The 16,341-nt window shown below is 70.8% G+C and carries 15 protein-coding genes and 1 tRNA gene; 4 read left to right on the plus strand and 12 right to left on the minus strand.

Annotation, left to right across the window (positions count from 1 at the left end; translation table 11 throughout):
* Nucleotide 1: 1 nt before the first annotated feature.
* From pdxS to pgsA, 6 genes are all read right to left on the minus strand, one after another.
* Complete coding sequence (gene pdxS / locus EDD92_RS09525) at nucleotides 2-913, minus strand: pyridoxal 5'-phosphate synthase lyase subunit PdxS (RefSeq protein WP_123963898.1); 912 nt, start codon at nucleotides 911-913, stop codon at nucleotides 2-4.
* Nucleotides 914-1,040: 127 nt separating this feature from the next.
* Nucleotides 1,041-1,469 (minus strand): DUF6210 family protein, encoded by a 429-nt coding sequence (locus EDD92_RS09530; protein WP_123963899.1) that lies wholly within the window; start codon nucleotides 1,467-1,469, stop codon nucleotides 1,041-1,043.
* A gap of 13 nt (nucleotides 1,470-1,482) precedes the next feature.
* A complete protein-coding gene (locus tag EDD92_RS09535; RefSeq protein ID WP_123963900.1) occupies nucleotides 1,483-2,034 on the minus strand; it encodes a hypothetical protein in 552 nt (183 codons plus the stop codon).
* A gap of 318 nt (nucleotides 2,035-2,352) precedes the next feature.
* Nucleotides 2,353-3,522: a glycosyltransferase family 4 protein gene (locus tag EDD92_RS09540; protein ID WP_123963901.1), complete on the minus strand. Its 1,170-nt coding sequence runs from the start codon at nucleotides 3,520-3,522 to the stop codon at nucleotides 2,353-2,355.
* On the minus strand, nucleotides 3,519-4,448 hold the full coding sequence (locus EDD92_RS09545) for a phosphatidylinositol mannoside acyltransferase (RefSeq protein WP_123963902.1): 930 nt from the start codon (nucleotides 4,446-4,448) through the stop codon (nucleotides 3,519-3,521). The genes EDD92_RS09540 and EDD92_RS09545 overlap by 4 nt, the downstream gene beginning before the upstream one ends.
* Nucleotides 4,445-5,125, minus strand: a complete 681-nt coding sequence (gene pgsA / locus EDD92_RS09550) for a phosphatidylinositol phosphate synthase (RefSeq protein WP_123963903.1) — start codon at nucleotides 5,123-5,125, stop codon at nucleotides 4,445-4,447. The genes EDD92_RS09545 and pgsA overlap by 4 nt, the downstream gene beginning before the upstream one ends.
* A gap of 281 nt (nucleotides 5,126-5,406) precedes the next feature.
* Here pgsA and EDD92_RS09555 point away from each other — a divergent pair, with 281 nt between their 5' ends.
* The gene (locus EDD92_RS09555; protein WP_123963904.1) at nucleotides 5,407-7,605 is read left to right on the plus strand and encodes an elongation factor G-like protein EF-G2; all 2,199 of its coding nucleotides are present in this window, start codon (nucleotides 5,407-5,409) and stop codon (nucleotides 7,603-7,605) included.
* 214 nt (nucleotides 7,606-7,819) lie between these two features.
* Nucleotides 7,820-9,481: a hypothetical protein gene (locus tag EDD92_RS09560; protein ID WP_123963905.1), complete on the plus strand. Its 1,662-nt coding sequence runs from the start codon at nucleotides 7,820-7,822 to the stop codon at nucleotides 9,479-9,481.
* A gap of 3 nt (nucleotides 9,482-9,484) precedes the next feature.
* On the opposite strand, the gene EDD92_RS09565 is transcribed toward EDD92_RS09560, so the two are convergent.
* Complete coding sequence (locus EDD92_RS09565) at nucleotides 9,485-10,042, minus strand: HIT domain-containing protein (RefSeq protein ID WP_037886466.1); 558 nt, start codon at nucleotides 10,040-10,042, stop codon at nucleotides 9,485-9,487.
* Nucleotides 10,043-10,109: 67 nt separating this feature from the next.
* On the opposite strand from EDD92_RS09565, the gene EDD92_RS09570 reads away from it, so the two are divergent.
* The gene (locus tag EDD92_RS09570; protein ID WP_123963906.1) at nucleotides 10,110-10,766 is read left to right on the plus strand and encodes a potassium channel family protein; all 657 of its coding nucleotides are present in this window, start codon (nucleotides 10,110-10,112) and stop codon (nucleotides 10,764-10,766) included.
* A gap of 56 nt (nucleotides 10,767-10,822) precedes the next feature.
* On the opposite strand, the gene thrS is transcribed toward EDD92_RS09570, so the two are convergent.
* The 3 genes from thrS to EDD92_RS09585 form a co-directional block, all read right to left on the minus strand.
* Complete coding sequence (gene thrS, locus EDD92_RS09575) at nucleotides 10,823-12,799, minus strand: threonine--tRNA ligase (protein ID WP_123963907.1); 1,977 nt, start codon at nucleotides 12,797-12,799, stop codon at nucleotides 10,823-10,825.
* A gap of 121 nt (nucleotides 12,800-12,920) precedes the next feature.
* Nucleotides 12,921-14,147, minus strand: coding sequence for a hypothetical protein (locus EDD92_RS09580; protein ID WP_123963908.1), 1,227 nt, complete (start codon nucleotides 14,145-14,147; stop codon nucleotides 12,921-12,923).
* On the minus strand, nucleotides 14,144-14,710 hold the full coding sequence (locus EDD92_RS09585; RefSeq protein ID WP_030949409.1) for a DUF4365 domain-containing protein: 567 nt from the start codon (nucleotides 14,708-14,710) through the stop codon (nucleotides 14,144-14,146). The genes EDD92_RS09580 and EDD92_RS09585 overlap by 4 nt, the downstream gene beginning before the upstream one ends.
* Nucleotides 14,711-14,878: 168 nt before the next feature.
* Between EDD92_RS09585 and EDD92_RS09590 the strand changes: the two genes are divergently transcribed.
* The gene (locus EDD92_RS09590; protein ID WP_123963909.1) at nucleotides 14,879-15,604 is read left to right on the plus strand and encodes a 3'-5' exonuclease; all 726 of its coding nucleotides are present in this window, start codon (nucleotides 14,879-14,881) and stop codon (nucleotides 15,602-15,604) included.
* A 166-nt stretch (nucleotides 15,605-15,770) separates the two neighbouring features.
* Here EDD92_RS09590 and EDD92_RS09595 read toward each other — a convergent pair.
* A tRNA-Val gene (locus EDD92_RS09595) sits at nucleotides 15,771-15,842 on the minus strand.
* Between the two features lie 39 nt (nucleotides 15,843-15,881).
* Nucleotides 15,882-16,328: an SRPBCC family protein gene (locus EDD92_RS09600; RefSeq protein ID WP_123963910.1), complete on the minus strand. Its 447-nt coding sequence runs from the start codon at nucleotides 16,326-16,328 to the stop codon at nucleotides 15,882-15,884.
* Nucleotides 16,329-16,341 lie beyond the last annotated feature (13 nt).

Raw genomic sequence — 16,341 nt, forward strand, 5'->3', positions numbered from 1 at the left:
CTTACCAGCCGCGGTTGGCGTAGCGCTCGGCCTCGGGGAGGGTGTCGCAGTTGATGCCGACCATGGCCTCGCCGAGGTTGCGGGACGCGTCCGCGATGATCTTGGGGTCGTCGTAGAAGGTGGTCGCCTTGACGATGGCGGCGGCGCGCTTGGCCGGGTCGCCGGACTTGAAGATGCCGGAGCCGACGAAGACGCCCTCGGCGCCGAGCTGGCGCATCAGCGCGGCGTCGGCGGGGGTGGCGACGCCACCGGCGGAGAACAGCACCACCGGGAGCTTGCCGAGCTCGGCGACCTCCTTGACCAGCTCGTACGGGGCGCGCAGGTCCTTGGCGGCGGCGTACAGCTCGTTGTTGTCGAAGCCGCGCAGCTTGGCGATCTCGTTCTTGATCTGGCGCAGGTGGCGGACGGCCTCGACGACGTTGCCGGTGCCGGCCTCGCCCTTGGAGCGGATCATGGCCGCGCCCTCGGCGATACGGCGCAGGGCCTCGCCCAGGTTGGTGGCACCGCAGACGAAGGGGGTGGTGAACGCCCACTTGTCGGAGTGGTTGACCTCGTCGGCCGGGGTGAGGACCTCGGACTCGTCGATGTAGTCGACGCCGAGGGACTGCAGCACCTGGGCCTCGACGAAGTGGCCGATGCGGGACTTGGCCATGACCGGGATGGAGACGGCCTCGATGATGCCCTCGATCATGTCCGGGTCGGACATCCGGGCCACGCCGCCGTCCTTGCGGATGTCGGCCGGGACCCGCTCCAGGGCCATGACGGCGACGGCGCCCGCGTCCTCGGCGATCTTCGCCTGCTCCGGCGTGACGACGTCCATGATCACGCCACCCTTGAGCTGCTCGGCCATTCCGCGCTTCACGCGCGCGGTGCCGGTCTCGGGGGCCTGGTTTTCGGAGAGCGTGCTGGACACGGGTTGACCTCACTCGGTGAAAGAGGGCTTCTGCAAGCTCCGAGGAAACGCGAGTGGGCCAGTCCACAGCAAGGGCCAATGCGGAGACGGTGGATCCTTTTCGCGTCCGTGGCCCGCGCAGGGCACCTCAGTCGGAGTTCTCCCACACGAGTACGCCCGGCCCGTCCGGCGTCAGCACCGGCACCCACGCCTCGTCCGCCTCGGCCAGCCGGGACTCGTCGAGGACGAGGGGCGCGGGGTACAGGTCGTCCCGGTTCGCGGAGCCGTAGACATGCAGGGCGACCGCGCCCCGCAGCCGCTCCAGCAGCGACGGAGGCCAGGTCAGCCCTTGGGCACCCGCCCCCTGCAGTTCGCCGACGAAGATGTCCTTCAGCTCCTCGTCGAGGCCGCGCCCCGGCACGGGGAGCAGATAGCCCTCCAGCGCGTACGGTACGCAGCCGTACCCACCGCCCTGGACCTCGTAGACCACTCCGGTCGGCGCCGCCACGATGACGAAAACCGTGCCGTTGTCGTTGCCCTCCAGGTCGAGGAAGACACGGCGTCTCCCGTCAGTCATGGCCGGCGGTCTCCTAGGCCGCCCGGTCGGCCAGTGCCGACGGGGGCTCGTCGTCCATCTCGAAGGCCATCGGGAAGGGGGCGTGGCCGGCCAGGCGGAACCAGCGGACCTTGCGGTGTTCGCGCAGACGGCGGGCCGCGCCCACCGCGTCGTTGTGGAAGCGGCGGGCCATCGGGACCCGACGTACGGCCTCGGTGAGCTCGCCGGCGGCCGCTTCCCCGCCCGGTGCCTCACGCACCGCCTCCACCTGCTGCGCCTCCGCGAAGACCGCCCGCAGTGCCTGGCTCAACTCGCTCTCGGCGACCTCCCGTTGCTCCTCCTCGGCCTGCCGGGCCGCATGCGCCGCCTCGTACAGGACGATCGAGGCGGCCGGGTCGAGGACGCCGGAGGTGGCGAGTTCCTGGGCCACGGAGGCCCTGCGCAGCAGCTGCGCGTCGAGCGCGGCGCGCGCTGCGTCGATACGGGCGTGCAGCCGGTCCAGGCGGCCCGCCGTCCAGCTCAGGTACAGGCCGATCGCGAGGAGGGCGACGAGGATCCAGATGAGGGTTGCGGTCACGGGCGGCAAGGTTAGCGGGACGCCGAGAGTCAGCTGCGATCAGCGTCGGCCGCCAACGTCACCAGGCCTGGCCGGCGGATCGGCTCGCCGTCATCGGCCCTGGCATGCGCGCCCGGTCGGCCACGAGGCGCAGTTCCCGGGCGGTGTCCGCCACCCCGCGGCGGAGCCGCACATCGATACGACAGCCGCGCCCTGAAGGGGCGCCGGGCTGTCGTCATGTGCGGCCACCGCCGCGCGGGCGCGACCAGCCACGACGACACCGCAGCCGACAGACGACCCATCACTGCCCGGCGGCGGAGCCGCACATCGGCACAGCCCGCGGAGCGCTCAGTCCCGCGCCAGCCCCAACCGCGCCCGAAGGCCCGGGCCCCGCTCGTCCTCCGCCGCCGCGACCGCGGCCGCTCCCGCCGTCACCGTCTCGTACACCGACAGGATGTCCGCCCCGACCGTCGACCAGTCGAAGCGCCGTACGTGGGCGCTCCCGCGCTCCCGCAGCTCGGCCCGGCGCTCCGGGTCCGCCAGCAGCCGCAGAGCCGCCTCGGCCAGCGCGTCGGAGTCCTCGTTGGCGAACAGCTCGCCCGCCGCGCCCTGGTCCAGGACCTGGGCGAAGGCGTCCAGGTCGGAGGCGAGGACGGGAGCGCCGGCGGACATGGCCTCGACGAGGATGATGCCGAAGCTCTCGCCGCCGGTGTTCGGCGCCACGTACAGGTCCACGCTGCGCAGGAAGCGGGCCTTGTCCTCGTCGCTGACCATGCCGAGGAACTCCACACGCGGGCGCAGTTCGGCGGGCAGCGACTCGACCGCCTCCTCCTCGTCCCCGCGCCCGGCGACCAGCAGCCGGGCCTGCGGGCGCTCGGCGAGGATCCTGGGCAGCGCCTTCATGAGCACCGGCAGGCCCTTGCGGGGCTCGTCGATGCGGCCGATGAAGCCGATGGTGTCCCCCTGCCACTCGGCCTTGGGTTCGGCCCGGGCGAAGAAGTCCACGTCGACGCCGTTCGGGATGACGACCGCGTCACCGCCGAGGTGTTCCACCAGCGTGCGGCGCGCGTACTCGCTCACCGCGATCCGGGCGCTGATCTTCTCCAGAGCCGCCTGGAGGATCGAGTAGGCGGCGATCATCGCCCGCGAGCGCGGGTTGGAGGTGTGGAAGGTGGCCACGATCGGACCCGACGCCGCCCAGCAGGTCAGCAGGCCGAGCGACGGCGAGGTCGGCTCGTGGATGTGGACGACGTCGAACCCGCCGTCGTGCAGCCAGCGCCGGACCCGGGCGGCGCTCAGGAACCCGAAGTTCAGCCGGGCCACCGAGCCGTTGTACGGCACCGGGACCGCGCGGCCGGCCGAGACGACGTACGGCGGCAGGGGCGTGTCGTCGTCGGCGGGGGCCAGGACCGACACCTCGTGGCCCAGGCGGATGAAGTACTCGGCGAGGTCGCGGATGTGGAACTGGACGCCGCCCGGCACGTCCCAGGAGTACGGGCAGACGATGCCGATCCTCACGACGTGCCCTTCCCGGGAGCCGGGGGTTTCTTCGCGGGGTCGAGGTCCTTGAGCCACAAGCGCTGGAGCATGTGCCAGTCCTCCGGATGGTCGGCGATCCCGGTGGCGAAGGCATCGGCCAGCGCCTGTGTCATGACAGACGTCTTTTCGGCCCGGCTGCCTGTCTCCGGTACCTCGACCGGCGGGTGCACACGCCCCTGCATGACGGGCGACTCGTCGTACCAGAGCGTGACCGGCAGGAGCAGTGCGCCGGTCTGCTGGGCGAGGAGGGCGGGGCCGGCCGGCATCCGGGTGGCCTCGCCGAAGAACTCGACCTCGACGCCCGAGGACGACAGGTCGCGCTCGGCGACCAGGCAGACCAGGCCGCCGTCGCGCAGCCGCCGGGCGAGCGTGCCGAAGGCGGTGCCGCCGCTGTGCGGCAGGACCTCCATGCCGAGGCCCTCGCGGTAGGCGACGAAGCGGTCGTAGAGGGTCTCGGGCTTGAGGCGCTCGGCGACCGTCGTGAACGGCGTCTCGAGCTTGGTGGTGACCCAGGCCCCGGCGAGGTCCCAGTTGGCCATGTGCGGGAGCGCCAGGATGACGCCCTGGTCGGAGGCGATCCCGTCGGTCAGGTAGTGCACGTCCTTGGGGTCGAAGCCGCCCTTTATCCGCTCGGCGCTCCACGCCGGGAGCCGGAAGGACTCCATCCAGTAGCGCAGGTACGAGCGCATGCCCGCGCGCGAGAGCTCGGCGAGGCGTTCGGGGCTCGCATCGGGCACCACGCGCGCGTAGTTGCTCTCCAGGCGCCGTACGCCCTTGCCGCGCTGCTTCCAGGCGAGGTCGGCGATGGAACGGCCGAGCCGTACGGCGACGGGCTCCGGGAGCTTCTTGACGGTGCCCCAGCCGAGGCCGTACAGCGCGTCCGTCAGCTGATCGCGGGGGCTCACTTCGCCGCCTCGCTGCCCTGTGAGGCGTTCTCCGGGGTGGCCGCCGCGGCCTCCGCCTCCGCCGACTCGCGACGGACGGTGACCACCCGCTGGATCAGCGTGACCAGGCTGCCGACGGCGACGATCCACAGGGCGACCGGCAGCAGGTACTGGATGCCCGGCACACCGAACTTGTGCAGTCCCGCGAACCCGGCCGCGACCAGTGAGATGACCAGGCGCTCGGCGCGCTCGACGAGCCCGTTGACGGCGACCGGCAGGCCGATCGACTCGCCGCGGGCCTTGGTGTACGACACCACCTGGCCGCTGGCCAGGCAGAAGATCGAGACGGCGCACAGGACGTTGTCGTTGCCGCTTCCCGCGTACCAGAGGGCGAAACCGCCGAAGATCGCGCCGTCGGCCACCCGGTCGAGCGTGGAGTCCAGGAAGGCGCCCCAGCGGCTGGTGCGGCCCAGCTGGCGGGCCATGTTGCCGTCGACGAGGTCGGAGAACACGAACAGCGTGATCACGACCGTGCCCCAGAAGAACTCCCCCCGGGGGTAGAAGACCAGCGCGCCCGCGATCACCCCGGCGGTGCCGAGGAGCGTGACCGTGTCGGGGCTGACGCCCCGGCGGATGAGAAACGCGGCGAACGGCGTGAGGACACGCGTGAAGAATGCACGCGCGTACTTGTTCAGCATGGCCTTCCCGACGGTCGGTGTGGCCGCGGCCCCTGCTGGCCTCCGGCTGGCCCATCGTAGCCACGCGCGCGCGTGTGCGACTGCCGGGCACCCGGACGTCGTGGCGAGATCCGGCGGACGGCCCGGACCGGCGGCGGGCGGCGCGATCACGTCCGTCGTATGGACGCACCGTGACGGGAGTGGAAAGCTCGAAGGACCGCGGGCGTCATCGGAGCCGCCACCGCACGCGGCCCGGCATGCCCGCGCCCACAGTGACCTCACCGTGCACGGGAGGCAAGGCCATGGGCGACAAGGCAAGCGCACACCCCGGAGCCGCCGGCAGGGCAACAGCGGCCGACCACCCCGCGTCCGTACGGAATGTGGTGCTGGTCGGCCACTCCGGATCGGGCAAGACGACATTGGTGGAAGCTCTCGCGCTCACCGCGGGGGCAGTGAATCGGGCGGGCCGCGTGGAGGACGGCGGCACCGTCTCCGACTACGACGAGATCGAGCACCGGCAGCAACGTTCGGTGCAGCTCTCCCTGGTGCCGGTCGAATGGGACGGCATCAAGGTCAATCTTCTCGACACCCCCGGATACGCCGACTTCGTCGGGGAGCTGAGGGCCGGTCTGCGAGCGGCGGACGCGGCCCTTTTCGTCGTCTCGGCCTCCGACGGCGTGGACGGCTCGACCCGCATGGTGTGGGAGGAGTGCGCGGCCGTCGGCATGCCACGGGCGATCGTGATCACCCATCTGGAGGCCGCCCGGGCGGACTTCGACGAGATGACGCGGACCTGCGCGGAGGCCTTCGGCGGGGACGACCCCGACGCCGTGCTCCCGCTCTACCTGCCGCTGCACGGCCCGCAGGGTCCGGACGGACACGCGCCCGTGACGGGGCTGACCGGGCTGCTGTCGCAGAAACTCTTCGACTACTCGTCCGGCGAGCGCAAGGAGTCGGAGCCGGGCGAGGACCAGCTGCCGGAGATCGAGGGGGCCCGCAACCGGCTGATCGAGGGAATCATCTCGGAGAGCGAGGACGAGACCCTCATGGACCGCTACCTGGGCGGCGAGCAGATCGACTTCAAGACGCTCGTCGAGGACCTGGAGCGGGCCGTCGCACGCGGGGTCTTCTTCCCGGTCCTGGCCGCCGCCCCCGCGGCCGACGGCGCCCGGCAGGGCCTCGGCACCGTCGAACTGCTGGAGCTGGTCACGGGCGGCTTCCCGACGCCGTTCGAGCACCCCACGCCCGGTGTCACCACCATCGACGGCAAGCCGCGCGAGCTGAAGACCTGCGACACGGACGGCCCGCTGGTCGCCGAGGTCGTGCGGACGGCTTCCGACCCCTACGTCGGCCGGGTCTCCCTGGTCCGTGTCTTCTCCGGCACGCTGCGCCCCGACGAGACGGTGCACGTGTCCGGGCACGGGCTCGCGGACCGCGGGCACGAGGACCACGATGTCGACGAGCGCATCGGCGCCCTCTCCACCCCCTTCGGCAAACAGCAGCGCACCGTGACCCACGCCATCGCGGGCGACCTGGTGTGTGTGGCGAAGCTGAACCGCGCGGAGACCGGCGACACCCTCTCGGCCAAGGACGACCCGCTGCTGATGGAGCCGTGGCAGATGCCCGACCCGCTGCTGCCGCTCGCCATCGAGGCGCACAGCAAGGCGGACGAGGACAAGCTCTCGCAGGGGCTTTCCCGGCTGGTCGCCGAGGATCCGACCATGCGGCTCGAGCAGAACCAGGACACCCACCAGGTGGTGCTGTGGTGCCTGGGCGAGGCGCACGCGGACGTCGCGCTGGAACGGCTGCGCAGCCGCTACGGCGTCCAGGTCGACGTCGTACCGCACAAGGTCTCCCTGCGGGAGACGTTCGCGGGCAAGGCGGCGGGGCGTGGCCGGCATGTGAAGCAGTCCGGCGGGCACGGGCAGTTCGCGATCTGCGAGATCGAGGTGGAGCCGCTGCCGGGCGGCTCGGGCATCGAGTTCGTGGACAAGGTGGTCGGCGGCGCGGTGCCGCGGCAGTTCATCCCATCGGTCGAGAAGGGCATAAGGGCACAGGCGGCCAAGGGAGTTGCCGCGGGCTATCCGCTCATCGACGTGCGGGTGACCCTGCTGGATGGCAAGGCGCACTCCGTGGACTCCTCGGACGCGGCCTTCCAGACGGCCGGCGCGCTGGCGCTGCGGGAGGCGGCGGCCGACGTGAAGATCCACCTGCTGGAACCGGTGGCCGAGGTGGCCGTCCTGGTCGGCGACGACTATGTGGGCGCCGTGATGAGCGACCTGTCCGGACGGCGCGGCCGGGTGCTGGGCACGGAACAGACCACCGGCGGCCGGACACTCATCCGGGCCGAGGTGCCCGAGATCGAGATCGGGCGGTACGCCATCGACCTGCGGTCCATGTCGCACGGCACCGCCCGCTTCAACCGCTCCTACGCACGACACGAGCCGATGCCCCCGCAGATCGCAGAAAGGATTCGTGAAGAGGCGCGCGACGCCTCGTAGTTGGCGCCGGGCGCTTCCAAGTCGCTTTTGTGGAACGCTCCCCTCCGTCGGCGGGCGGCTTCGGCCGTCCGCCGACGAATGTCGGTGCCTGCGGATACGCTGATGACCTGATCAAGTTGTGACGGGATCACCGTGCCGGCTTGATCAACAGGTGTGCGGAGCAAGGAAGTCGGGAAAGCCGCAGAAGCGAGGCCGGCGGCGATCGGGGGCGGGAATGACCGTTGAGAGCGGCTACGGGGACATCTTCGGCCCTCAGGTGCCGCGCACCGGCAACGAGGGCCAGACGGCGACGTTCGCGCTGGCCTCGGCGGCCTACCGGGACAACCCGGTGGCGGACATCAAGAAGGCCGACAACGAGTGGCACCAGACCACCGTCAAACCCGGCCTGAAGTGGGCGAGGATATTCCGGCCCAACCTGGGTGAGGCCTTCTCGCGGGCGGTCGTGGACCGCATGGTGGGGTCCGGCCGCAAGCCGCTCATCCAGTCCTTCGGCGCCGAGCCCCCGGTCGTCGTCGAGCACTGCCTGGCCGCGAACAACATCCGCAAGGACCGCGACAATCTGCTGAGCATCGTGATGGTGCTGTGCGGCCTGCTGTTCCTGCCGGGGCTCCTCGTCTGGCTGCTGGTCTTCTCGATCCGCACCACCGTCGCCAAGCGCGACGACAAGCGGGCCGGGGCGCTGGCCACCACCCTGCTGGTGGCGGTGGGCGCCCTCGCCGTGATCTTCCTGATCCGCATGCCGTTCACGGGCTTCTGGGCCTGGTATGCCCGGGCCTCGGTGATCATGCCGGTCATCGGCTGGTTCTGGGCCCGGCAGATCTGCGAGCGGACGGCGAAGGACCTGCGCGAGCGCTGGGACAGCCTGCTGGCGGGCAGCAGCGTCGGGGCCAAGGTGCCCGAGGCGGTGCCGACCAGCCCGGGCGAGACGAAGGCCGACCTGCTGCGCCAGTCGCTGGCCAAGCTGAGCGCCGAGCAGCAGTCCAACTCCGTGTTCTACGCCGGCCCCAAAGGCATCCTCGGGATGGGCACCCGCTGGGGCAGCTGGCAGCTCGCGGAGGACCTGGTGCCCGCCGACCCGACCCGGGAGATCCACCCCTTCCGCAGCTGGGACGTCATCCGCTCGATCCACGACCAACTGCGCATGCTGGAGCGGAACACGCTGAACACCGGCGGCTTCCCGACCCCTTCCGTACGGCACTGGATCGTCACGCCGATCGGCGAGGGCGCGAAGGAGGTGGCCCGGCCCGAGGGCACGGACGTGGACGCATACCAGGTGAAGTCCCACGCGATACAGGACATCTGCAACAAGCAGCAGTTCGGCGCGGGCGACCGGCACTACCTGGGCGTGCAGTGGACCCTGTGGGACGGGCAGCTGGTCATCACCATGATGATCACGGTGACCGTGCTGCACGAGACGCTGCGCATCGAGGTCACCGGGCATGCGCTCGGTCCCGTGAACTCCCTGTTCACCAGCAAGCCCGAGGCGCCGACGAAGGAGGTCCAGAAGTCGTTCAAGCCGTGGGAGACCCGGAAGGTGGCCCTCCCGCTGGTCACCACCGACGAGGTCGTACGACTGGCCGTCCGCGCCCCGCTCTCCTGGTACCCGCCCCTGCTGAACTGGCTGGGCGGCACGATAGCCCTGCCCGAGCCCTTCGGCCTCCGTCACGCCTGGGCCGACCAGCCCTGGCGCCACCGCTTCATGGCCGACGACGCCCTTCGCGCCGCCACGCCGGTGCTGCGGGTGGTGCACGCGGCGGCGATACGGGTCCTCGAGGAGAACGGCGTGGACACGGAGAAGTTCGGCACGAGGTCGGCGTTCCTGAGCACCCAGGTCCAGGACCCGACGCCGAAGAAGGCCGACGTGTACGACGCGTAGCGGTTACGAGGGCCAGGCCTCCGCCAGCATCTTCCGGGTGTCCGCCAGCAGCTGCGGCAGCACCCTCGTGTGGCCGACGACCGGCATGAAGTTCGTGTCGCCGCCCCAGCGCGGGACGATGTGCTGGTGGAGGTGGGCCGCGATGCCGGCGCCTGCGACCGTGCCCTGGTTCATGCCGATGTTGAAGCCGTGGGCACCGGAGGCGGTACGCAGGGCCGTCATGGCCTGCTTGGTGAGCGCGGCGAGCTCGACGGTCTCGGCGTGCGTGAGGTCCGTGTAGTCGGCGACATGGCGGTAGGGGACGACCATGAGGTGTCCACCGTTGTACGGGTACAGGTTGAGCACGGCGTAGACCTGCTCACCGCGCCGGACGATCAGCCCGTCCTCGTCGGACTTGGCCGGGATGGAGCAGAAGGGGCAGCCGTCGTCGGCACCCGGGCCGGTCGGCTTGTTCTCGCCCTGGATGTAGGCCATCCGGTGGGGCGTCCACAGGCGCTGGAACGCGTCCTGGACCCCTACTCCCAACTGCTGCTCCGGCTCACTCGTCATGCCATGCAGCATATGGCGTCGCCCGTTCGCGGCGTGTCGGCGGGGTTGTGAGAAAAGCCCGCCGGGCCAAGCTGGGCCGGTGGACGATGACAGTCGCGACACCCGCTGGGAGCAGCGTGCGGAGATTCCGCTCGCCGTGGCATCCCTGGTCTTCCTCGCCTCGTACGCGGTCCGCGTCCTGGCTCCCGGTCTGCACGACGCCTGGCAGGACCTGTGCCTCGCGCTGCTGTTCACAACCTGGGCCCTGTTCGCCGTCGACTACGCGGTGCGCTGGCGGCTGAGCGGGCAGCGGCTGCGCTTCGTACGGACGCACCTGCTGGACACGCTGGTGCTCGTCCTGCCACAGCTGAGACCTCTGCGGATCGTCAAGCTGTACGAAGCGGTGCAGCGGCGGCACGGCCAGCCGCGTCTCGCGCTGCACGCGCGCGTGATCGTGTACGCCGGGCTGTCCGCCGCACTGCTCGGTTTCTCCGGCGCGCTCGCCGTCTTCCAGCAGGAACGCGGGGCACCGCACGCCACGATGCGCACCTTCGGGGACGCCCTCTGGTGGACCTGCGAGACCTTCTCCACCGCAGGCTACGGGGACGTCGTGCCGGTGACGCCGCTGGGACGGCTGCTCGCGGTCGGGATGATGGCCGTCGGGCTGGCGCTGCTCGGCGCGGTGACCGGCACCTTCGCCTCCTGGCTGCTGCAGGTCTTCTCCCAGGAGAACGACGAAAGGCCCCCGGGAGGCTGAACCTCCCGAGGGCCCTCGGACACCAGCGGATCAGGCCAGCCGATCGAACCGGCCGGTCAGACCTGCGCCCGGTCCTCCACGACCTTCGCGATCTTCGCGATGGCCTCGTCGAACGGGATGCCGTTCTCCTGCGAACCGTCGCGGTAGCGGAAGGAGACGGAACCGGCCGACATGTCCTCGTCGCCCGCGATGACCATGAAGGGCACCTTCTGCTTCTGGGCGTTGCGGATCTTCTTCTGCATGCGGTCGGAGGAGGAGTCGACCTCGACCCGCAGGCCCTGCTTCTTCGCGGCCGCGGCGAACTTCTCCAGGTAGTCCACGTGCCCGTCGCCGATCGGGATGCCGACCGCCTGGACCGGGGCCAGCCACGCCGGGAAGGCGCCCGCGTAGTGCTCCAGGAGCACCGCGAAGAACCGCTCGATCGAGCCGAACAGCGCGCGGTGGATCATGACCGGGCGCTGCTTGGAGCCGTCCGGACCCGTGTACTCCAGGTCGAAGCGCTCCGGCAGGTTGAAGTCGAGCTGGATCGTCGACATCTGCCAGGTCCGGCCGATGGCGTCCTTGGTCTGGACGGAGATCTTCGGGCCGTAGAAGGCGGCGCCACCCGGGTCCGGGACCAGGGGCAGGCCCTGCTTCTCGGCGACCTGGCGCAGCGTCTCGGTGGCCTCCTCCCAGACCTCGTCGGAGCCGACGAACTTCTCCGGGTCCTTGGTGGAGAGCTCCAGGTAGAAGTCGGTCAGGCCGTAGTCCCGCAGCAGGCCGAGGACGAAGGTGAGCGTCTTGTCGAGCTCCTCCGACATCTGCTCACGGGTGCAGTAGATGTGCGCGTCGTCCTGGGTGAAGCCGCGGGCACGGGTCAGACCGTGCACGACGCCCGACTTCTCGTACCGGTACACGGTCCCGAACTCGAAGAGGCGCAGCGGGAGTTCACGGTAGGAGCGGCCGCGCGCGTCGAAGATCAGGTTGTGCATCGGGCAGTTCATGGGCTTGAGGTAGTAGTCCACGCCCTCGTCGAGCTGCATGGGCGGGTACATGCCCTCGGCGTACCAGTCCAGGTGCCCGGACGTCTCGAAGAGCTTCCCCTTCGTCGCGTGCGGGGTGTAGACGAACTCGTAGCCCTCCTCCTCGTGGCGGCGGCGCGAGTAGTCCTCCATCACGCGGCGGACGATGCCGCCCTTGGGGTGGAAGACGGCGAGGCCGGAGCCGATCTGCTCCGGGATGGAGAACAGGTCGAGTTCGGAGCCCAGCTTGCGGTGGTCGCGCTTCTCGGCCTCGGCGAGGAAGTCGAGGTAGCCCTTGAGCTCGTCCTTGGACGGCCAGGCGGTGCCGTAGATGCGCTGGAGCATCGGGTTCTTCTCGCTGCCGCGCCAGTAGGCGGCCGCGTTGCGCATCAGCTTGAACGCCGGGATGTTCCGGGTGGAGGGCAGGTGGGGACCGCGGCAGAGGTCCTTCCAGCACAGGTCACCGGTCTTGGCGTCCAGGTTGTCGTAGATCGTCAGCTCGCCGGCGCCGACCTCGACGTCGGCACCGTCGTCGTGCGACGCCGAGCCCTTGAGGCCGATCAGCTCCAGCTTGTACGGCTCGTCCGCCAGCTCCTCGCGGGCCGCCTCGTCGGTCACCACACGACGGGCGAACTTCTGCCCGCGCTTCTGGATCTCCTGCATCTTCTTCTCGATGGCCTTGAGATCCTCGGGCGTGAACGGCTTCTCGACGTCGAAGTCGTAGTAGAAGCCGTCCTTGACCGGCGGGCCGATGCCCAGCTTGGCCTCGGGGAACAGCTCCTGCACGGCCTGCGCCATCACGTGCGCGGTGGAGTGGCGCAGGATGTTGAGACCGTCCTCGGAGGAGATCTCCACCGGCTCCACGACCTCGCCCTCGGCCGGCGAGTAGGCGAGGTCCTTGAGCTCGCCTCCCACGCGCGCGGCGACGATCGAGCGCTCGCCGGCGAAGAGCTCGGCGGCCGTAGTGCCCGTCGTCACCACGCGCTCTTCCCGCTCGGAATCGCGTTGGATGATCACACGGACGTCTGACACCGGTCTCTCCTGACTGAAGGTGGGGTGCGGCGCCATACCAGGAGCGCGCGCAATAGGGGATCGTACCGACCCCGACCCTCCGACCGCGAAACGGTCGCCCTTTGTGCAGGCAGGCCCGCGCTCAGTCGTCGTCCTCCCCGCTGCACGCCTCCTCGAAGAAGTCGAGGTTCTCCTGCAGGGACTTCATGAGCCGGTCCCGTTCCGCCTCCTCCACCTGCACCGGTGCCACGCCGGACGCCCCCGTCAGCCGCCGGAAGCCGCCCCGGCTCTCCAGCCGCCCGTGCAGCCGCACGGGCAGCCCTACGAGGTGGGCGTGCCCGGCGATGCGGTAGTCCTCCTCGTCCAGCGTGATCCGGACGTGCGGCACCTCGGCTCCCGCGATCACCCGCAGCCGTACGCTGCCCTCCCCGCGCGGCCCCGACCTGCGCATCCGCACCACCGTGCCGGTGATCCGCACGGGCACGGACGGCTCCTCGCGCAGATAGCGGGCCCCCGCCTCACGCAGCGCGGGCAGGTCGCCCGGTGAGAACTCCACCGGCTCGACGCCCGCCACGCAGTCCTCGGGCACCCCGGCGGCCGGTGCCCACTCGACGGCGATCCTGGCGCCCTCGGTGCCGCGTACGAGGGCGATCAGCGCCTCGGTGAGCTCGCGACTCACGCCTGCCTCGACGGCGCCGTCGAAGGCATCCATACCTCCGGTGGCGCGTTGGTAGTCGATGGCCTCGCGGGCGGCGTACAGAGCCTGGTGGAGGCGCACGGCGAGCTGCCGTCCCGTACCGACGGGCACGAAGGCGGTCAGTCGCCCGCCGCCGGCCGCGGAGCCGACGAGGACGCTCTCCAGCAGCGCGGCGGCGGCACGGCGGTGCCGGGCGCCGTAATAGCCCGCACGCGCGCGCGTGGCGAGCGCCCCGGCGAGCAGCATCTGGCGGGCGGAGGCGCGCAGCTGCTCCTCGACCACCCAGGGCGCGGAGCCGGCCGGACCGCTCGGCACATCCCGCCACCAGCGGATCTCGTCGCTGGGCACGGCGAGTCCGACCAGTACCTCGCGCGCGGAGGGCGTACCGCTGCGGGTCAGCGCGACGAGCGCCTCGCCGAGCAGGTCGTCGCTGTCGGGGAAGGCGCGGCTCTCGGGCACGAGCAGGCTCGTCCCGCCGCCGCCGGGGCCGGGCGGGGTCCAGCGGCCGTAGCGTCCGGCGGCTCCGCCGCGCCGCTCCCAGCCGTGCCGCTGCAGCAGGGCGCTGAGCACGGCGGGGTCGACCTCGTCGGGCTCGGGGGGACGGTGCCAGGAGGCCTCGACCGGGTGCGGCCTGACGGGCCGCAGTGGCTCCTGAAGCGGGCGGTGCGTCATGGTCTGCCTCCGGCCCCGACCCGCGTCATGATCTCGCACAGCGCCCGGTCGTCGAAGATGCGTGAGGTCGGTATCCGCACTGTGGTCCGGGTCCGCCCGGTGACCGGCTGGCCGGCCAGGTTGACCCAGTAGCAGCAGTGCCGCAGGTCGAGACGGTCGTGGCTGGCGCGCAGCCAGTCGTCCTGGGATCTCGGGACGAGCATCACGACCAGGATCTTGTGCACCGAGACGGGCGTGCGCGCGAGCTTGCGCAGATGGTCGTTGTCGAGCGTGAAGGAGAAGAAGCGCCCCGGCGGGTTCGGCGGGACCTGGTACGTGCACTTCAGCTGCACCTTGATGGTCACCTCGTCGTCGACGGTGTGCCCGGGCGAGCCGTGACTGACGTGCCAGTCGATGCCGTTGTCCGGAAACGGCTGCGACAGCGAGCAGCCGGCCGCCGCGGCGACGGCGTGCAGATAACCCACCTGCAGTGTCTCCATGCAGGCGGTGGTGGCGAGTGTGCCGCGAAGGGGGCCCGTACGTTCGGGCAGCAGCCCGCCCCGCTCGGGCTGCGCTATCGCCATGACCAACAGCCTTCCACGCCAAGTGATTCCCTGCTGTGGGCCTCTGAACTGCAAAGACCCGTACTCCTGTTGTGTCCTTCCGGCGTACGGCGCAAACAGCCCGGGTATCACCAAACAGGCAGAAGACGGGACGTCAGCTGCCGTGGGTGAACGAGGAGTTGTGTAGGCATGACGACCTGGTACGAGGGGCCCCTGGCCGCATTCGACACGGAGACCACGGGCGTGGACGTAGAGACCGACCGGATCGTGTCGGCCGCCGTCGTCGTCCAGGACGCCCCGGGCAGCCGGCCCCGGATGACCCGTTGGCTGGTCAACCCGGGTGTGCCGGTCCCGGAGGCGGCGACGGCGGTGCACGGGCTGACGGACGAACACCTGCAGCGCAACGGCCGTTGGCCGGCGCCGGTGATGTACGAGATAGCCGAGGAACTGGCGGAGCAGGCGGCGATGGCCCGTCCGCTCGTGGTGATGAACGCGCCGTTCGATCTGACACTTCTGGACCGCGAGTTGCGCCGCCATCGCGCCTCGTCGCTGGACCGCTGGTTCGAGTCGTCGACGCTTCGGGTGCTCGACCCCCGGGTCCTCGACAAGCACCTGGACCGCTACCGCAAGGGCCGCCGCACCCTGACCGACCTGTGCGCGCACTACGGCGTCACGCTGGAGGGTGCGCACGACGCGGCGGCGGACGCACTGGCCGCACTGGACGTCGTACGGGCCCTCGGGCGTCGTTTCGCCGCCCGGCTGGAGCGTCTCTCGCCCGCCGAGCTGCACACCCTGCAGACCACGTGGCACGCGGCCCAGGCGCGCGGCCTGCAGGCGTGGTTCGCGAAGAGCGGCACCGAGGAGATCGTGAACCCGGCGTGGCCGCTGCGGCCGGATCTTCCCGCGGCGGCATGAAGCGGCGGCACGAAGTAGGCCGACATGAAGAAGGCCGGTCCGCAGCTGCGGACCGGCCAGGGGGTGTGGGTGGCGAAGCCCCCACCGCGCGCGGCGAAGCCGCGCAAAACACGAAGAGAGCGACGCGGTCCGCGTATTCTGCGGACACACGTCGCTCTCGCGAGCGTGGGCGATACTGGGTTCGAACCAGTGACCTCTTCGGTGTGAACGAAGCGCTCTCCCACTGAGCTAATCGCCCGGGAACGGACTGAACAATACAGGTCCCCGCAGGCTTCCTTCAAACCGCTTCCAGGTACGCGGCCAGCCCGCGCCGCCCGGCCCGCATCATCAGCCGGTGGTTGGCGCGGAACACCGGCCGCCCCAGCACGGCGAACCGCCTCAGCAGCGGCTTGTTCACGTCGACGGCCTGCTCGTAGCGGGCGAGGGTGCCGGTGCCCGCTGCGGTGATCGTCCAGCGCGCCCAGCCCTCGAGGTCGCCGGACATGGCGATCTCCAGGACGCCGGCAACGGGGTCGCGGCGCGTCTCGCGGGCGGTGAAGTGCAGGTCGTACGGGAGAACCGACCGGACCCGAATGACGCCGCTGGTGTCGTCGAGCCGGGTCACCTCCCGTACCTGGGGCCACCACCGGGGGTATTCCTCCGCCTGTTCCAGCGCCTCGTACACGGTGGCGGGCGAGGCGGCCAGGGCCCAGTTGCTGCGGAAGCGGTAGTGCGTCCAGTCCATGGTGGGAGTCTGC

The organism is Streptomyces sp. TLI_185 (assembly GCF_003814765.1).
GTDB lineage: Bacteria > Actinomycetota > Actinomycetes > Streptomycetales > Streptomycetaceae > Streptomyces.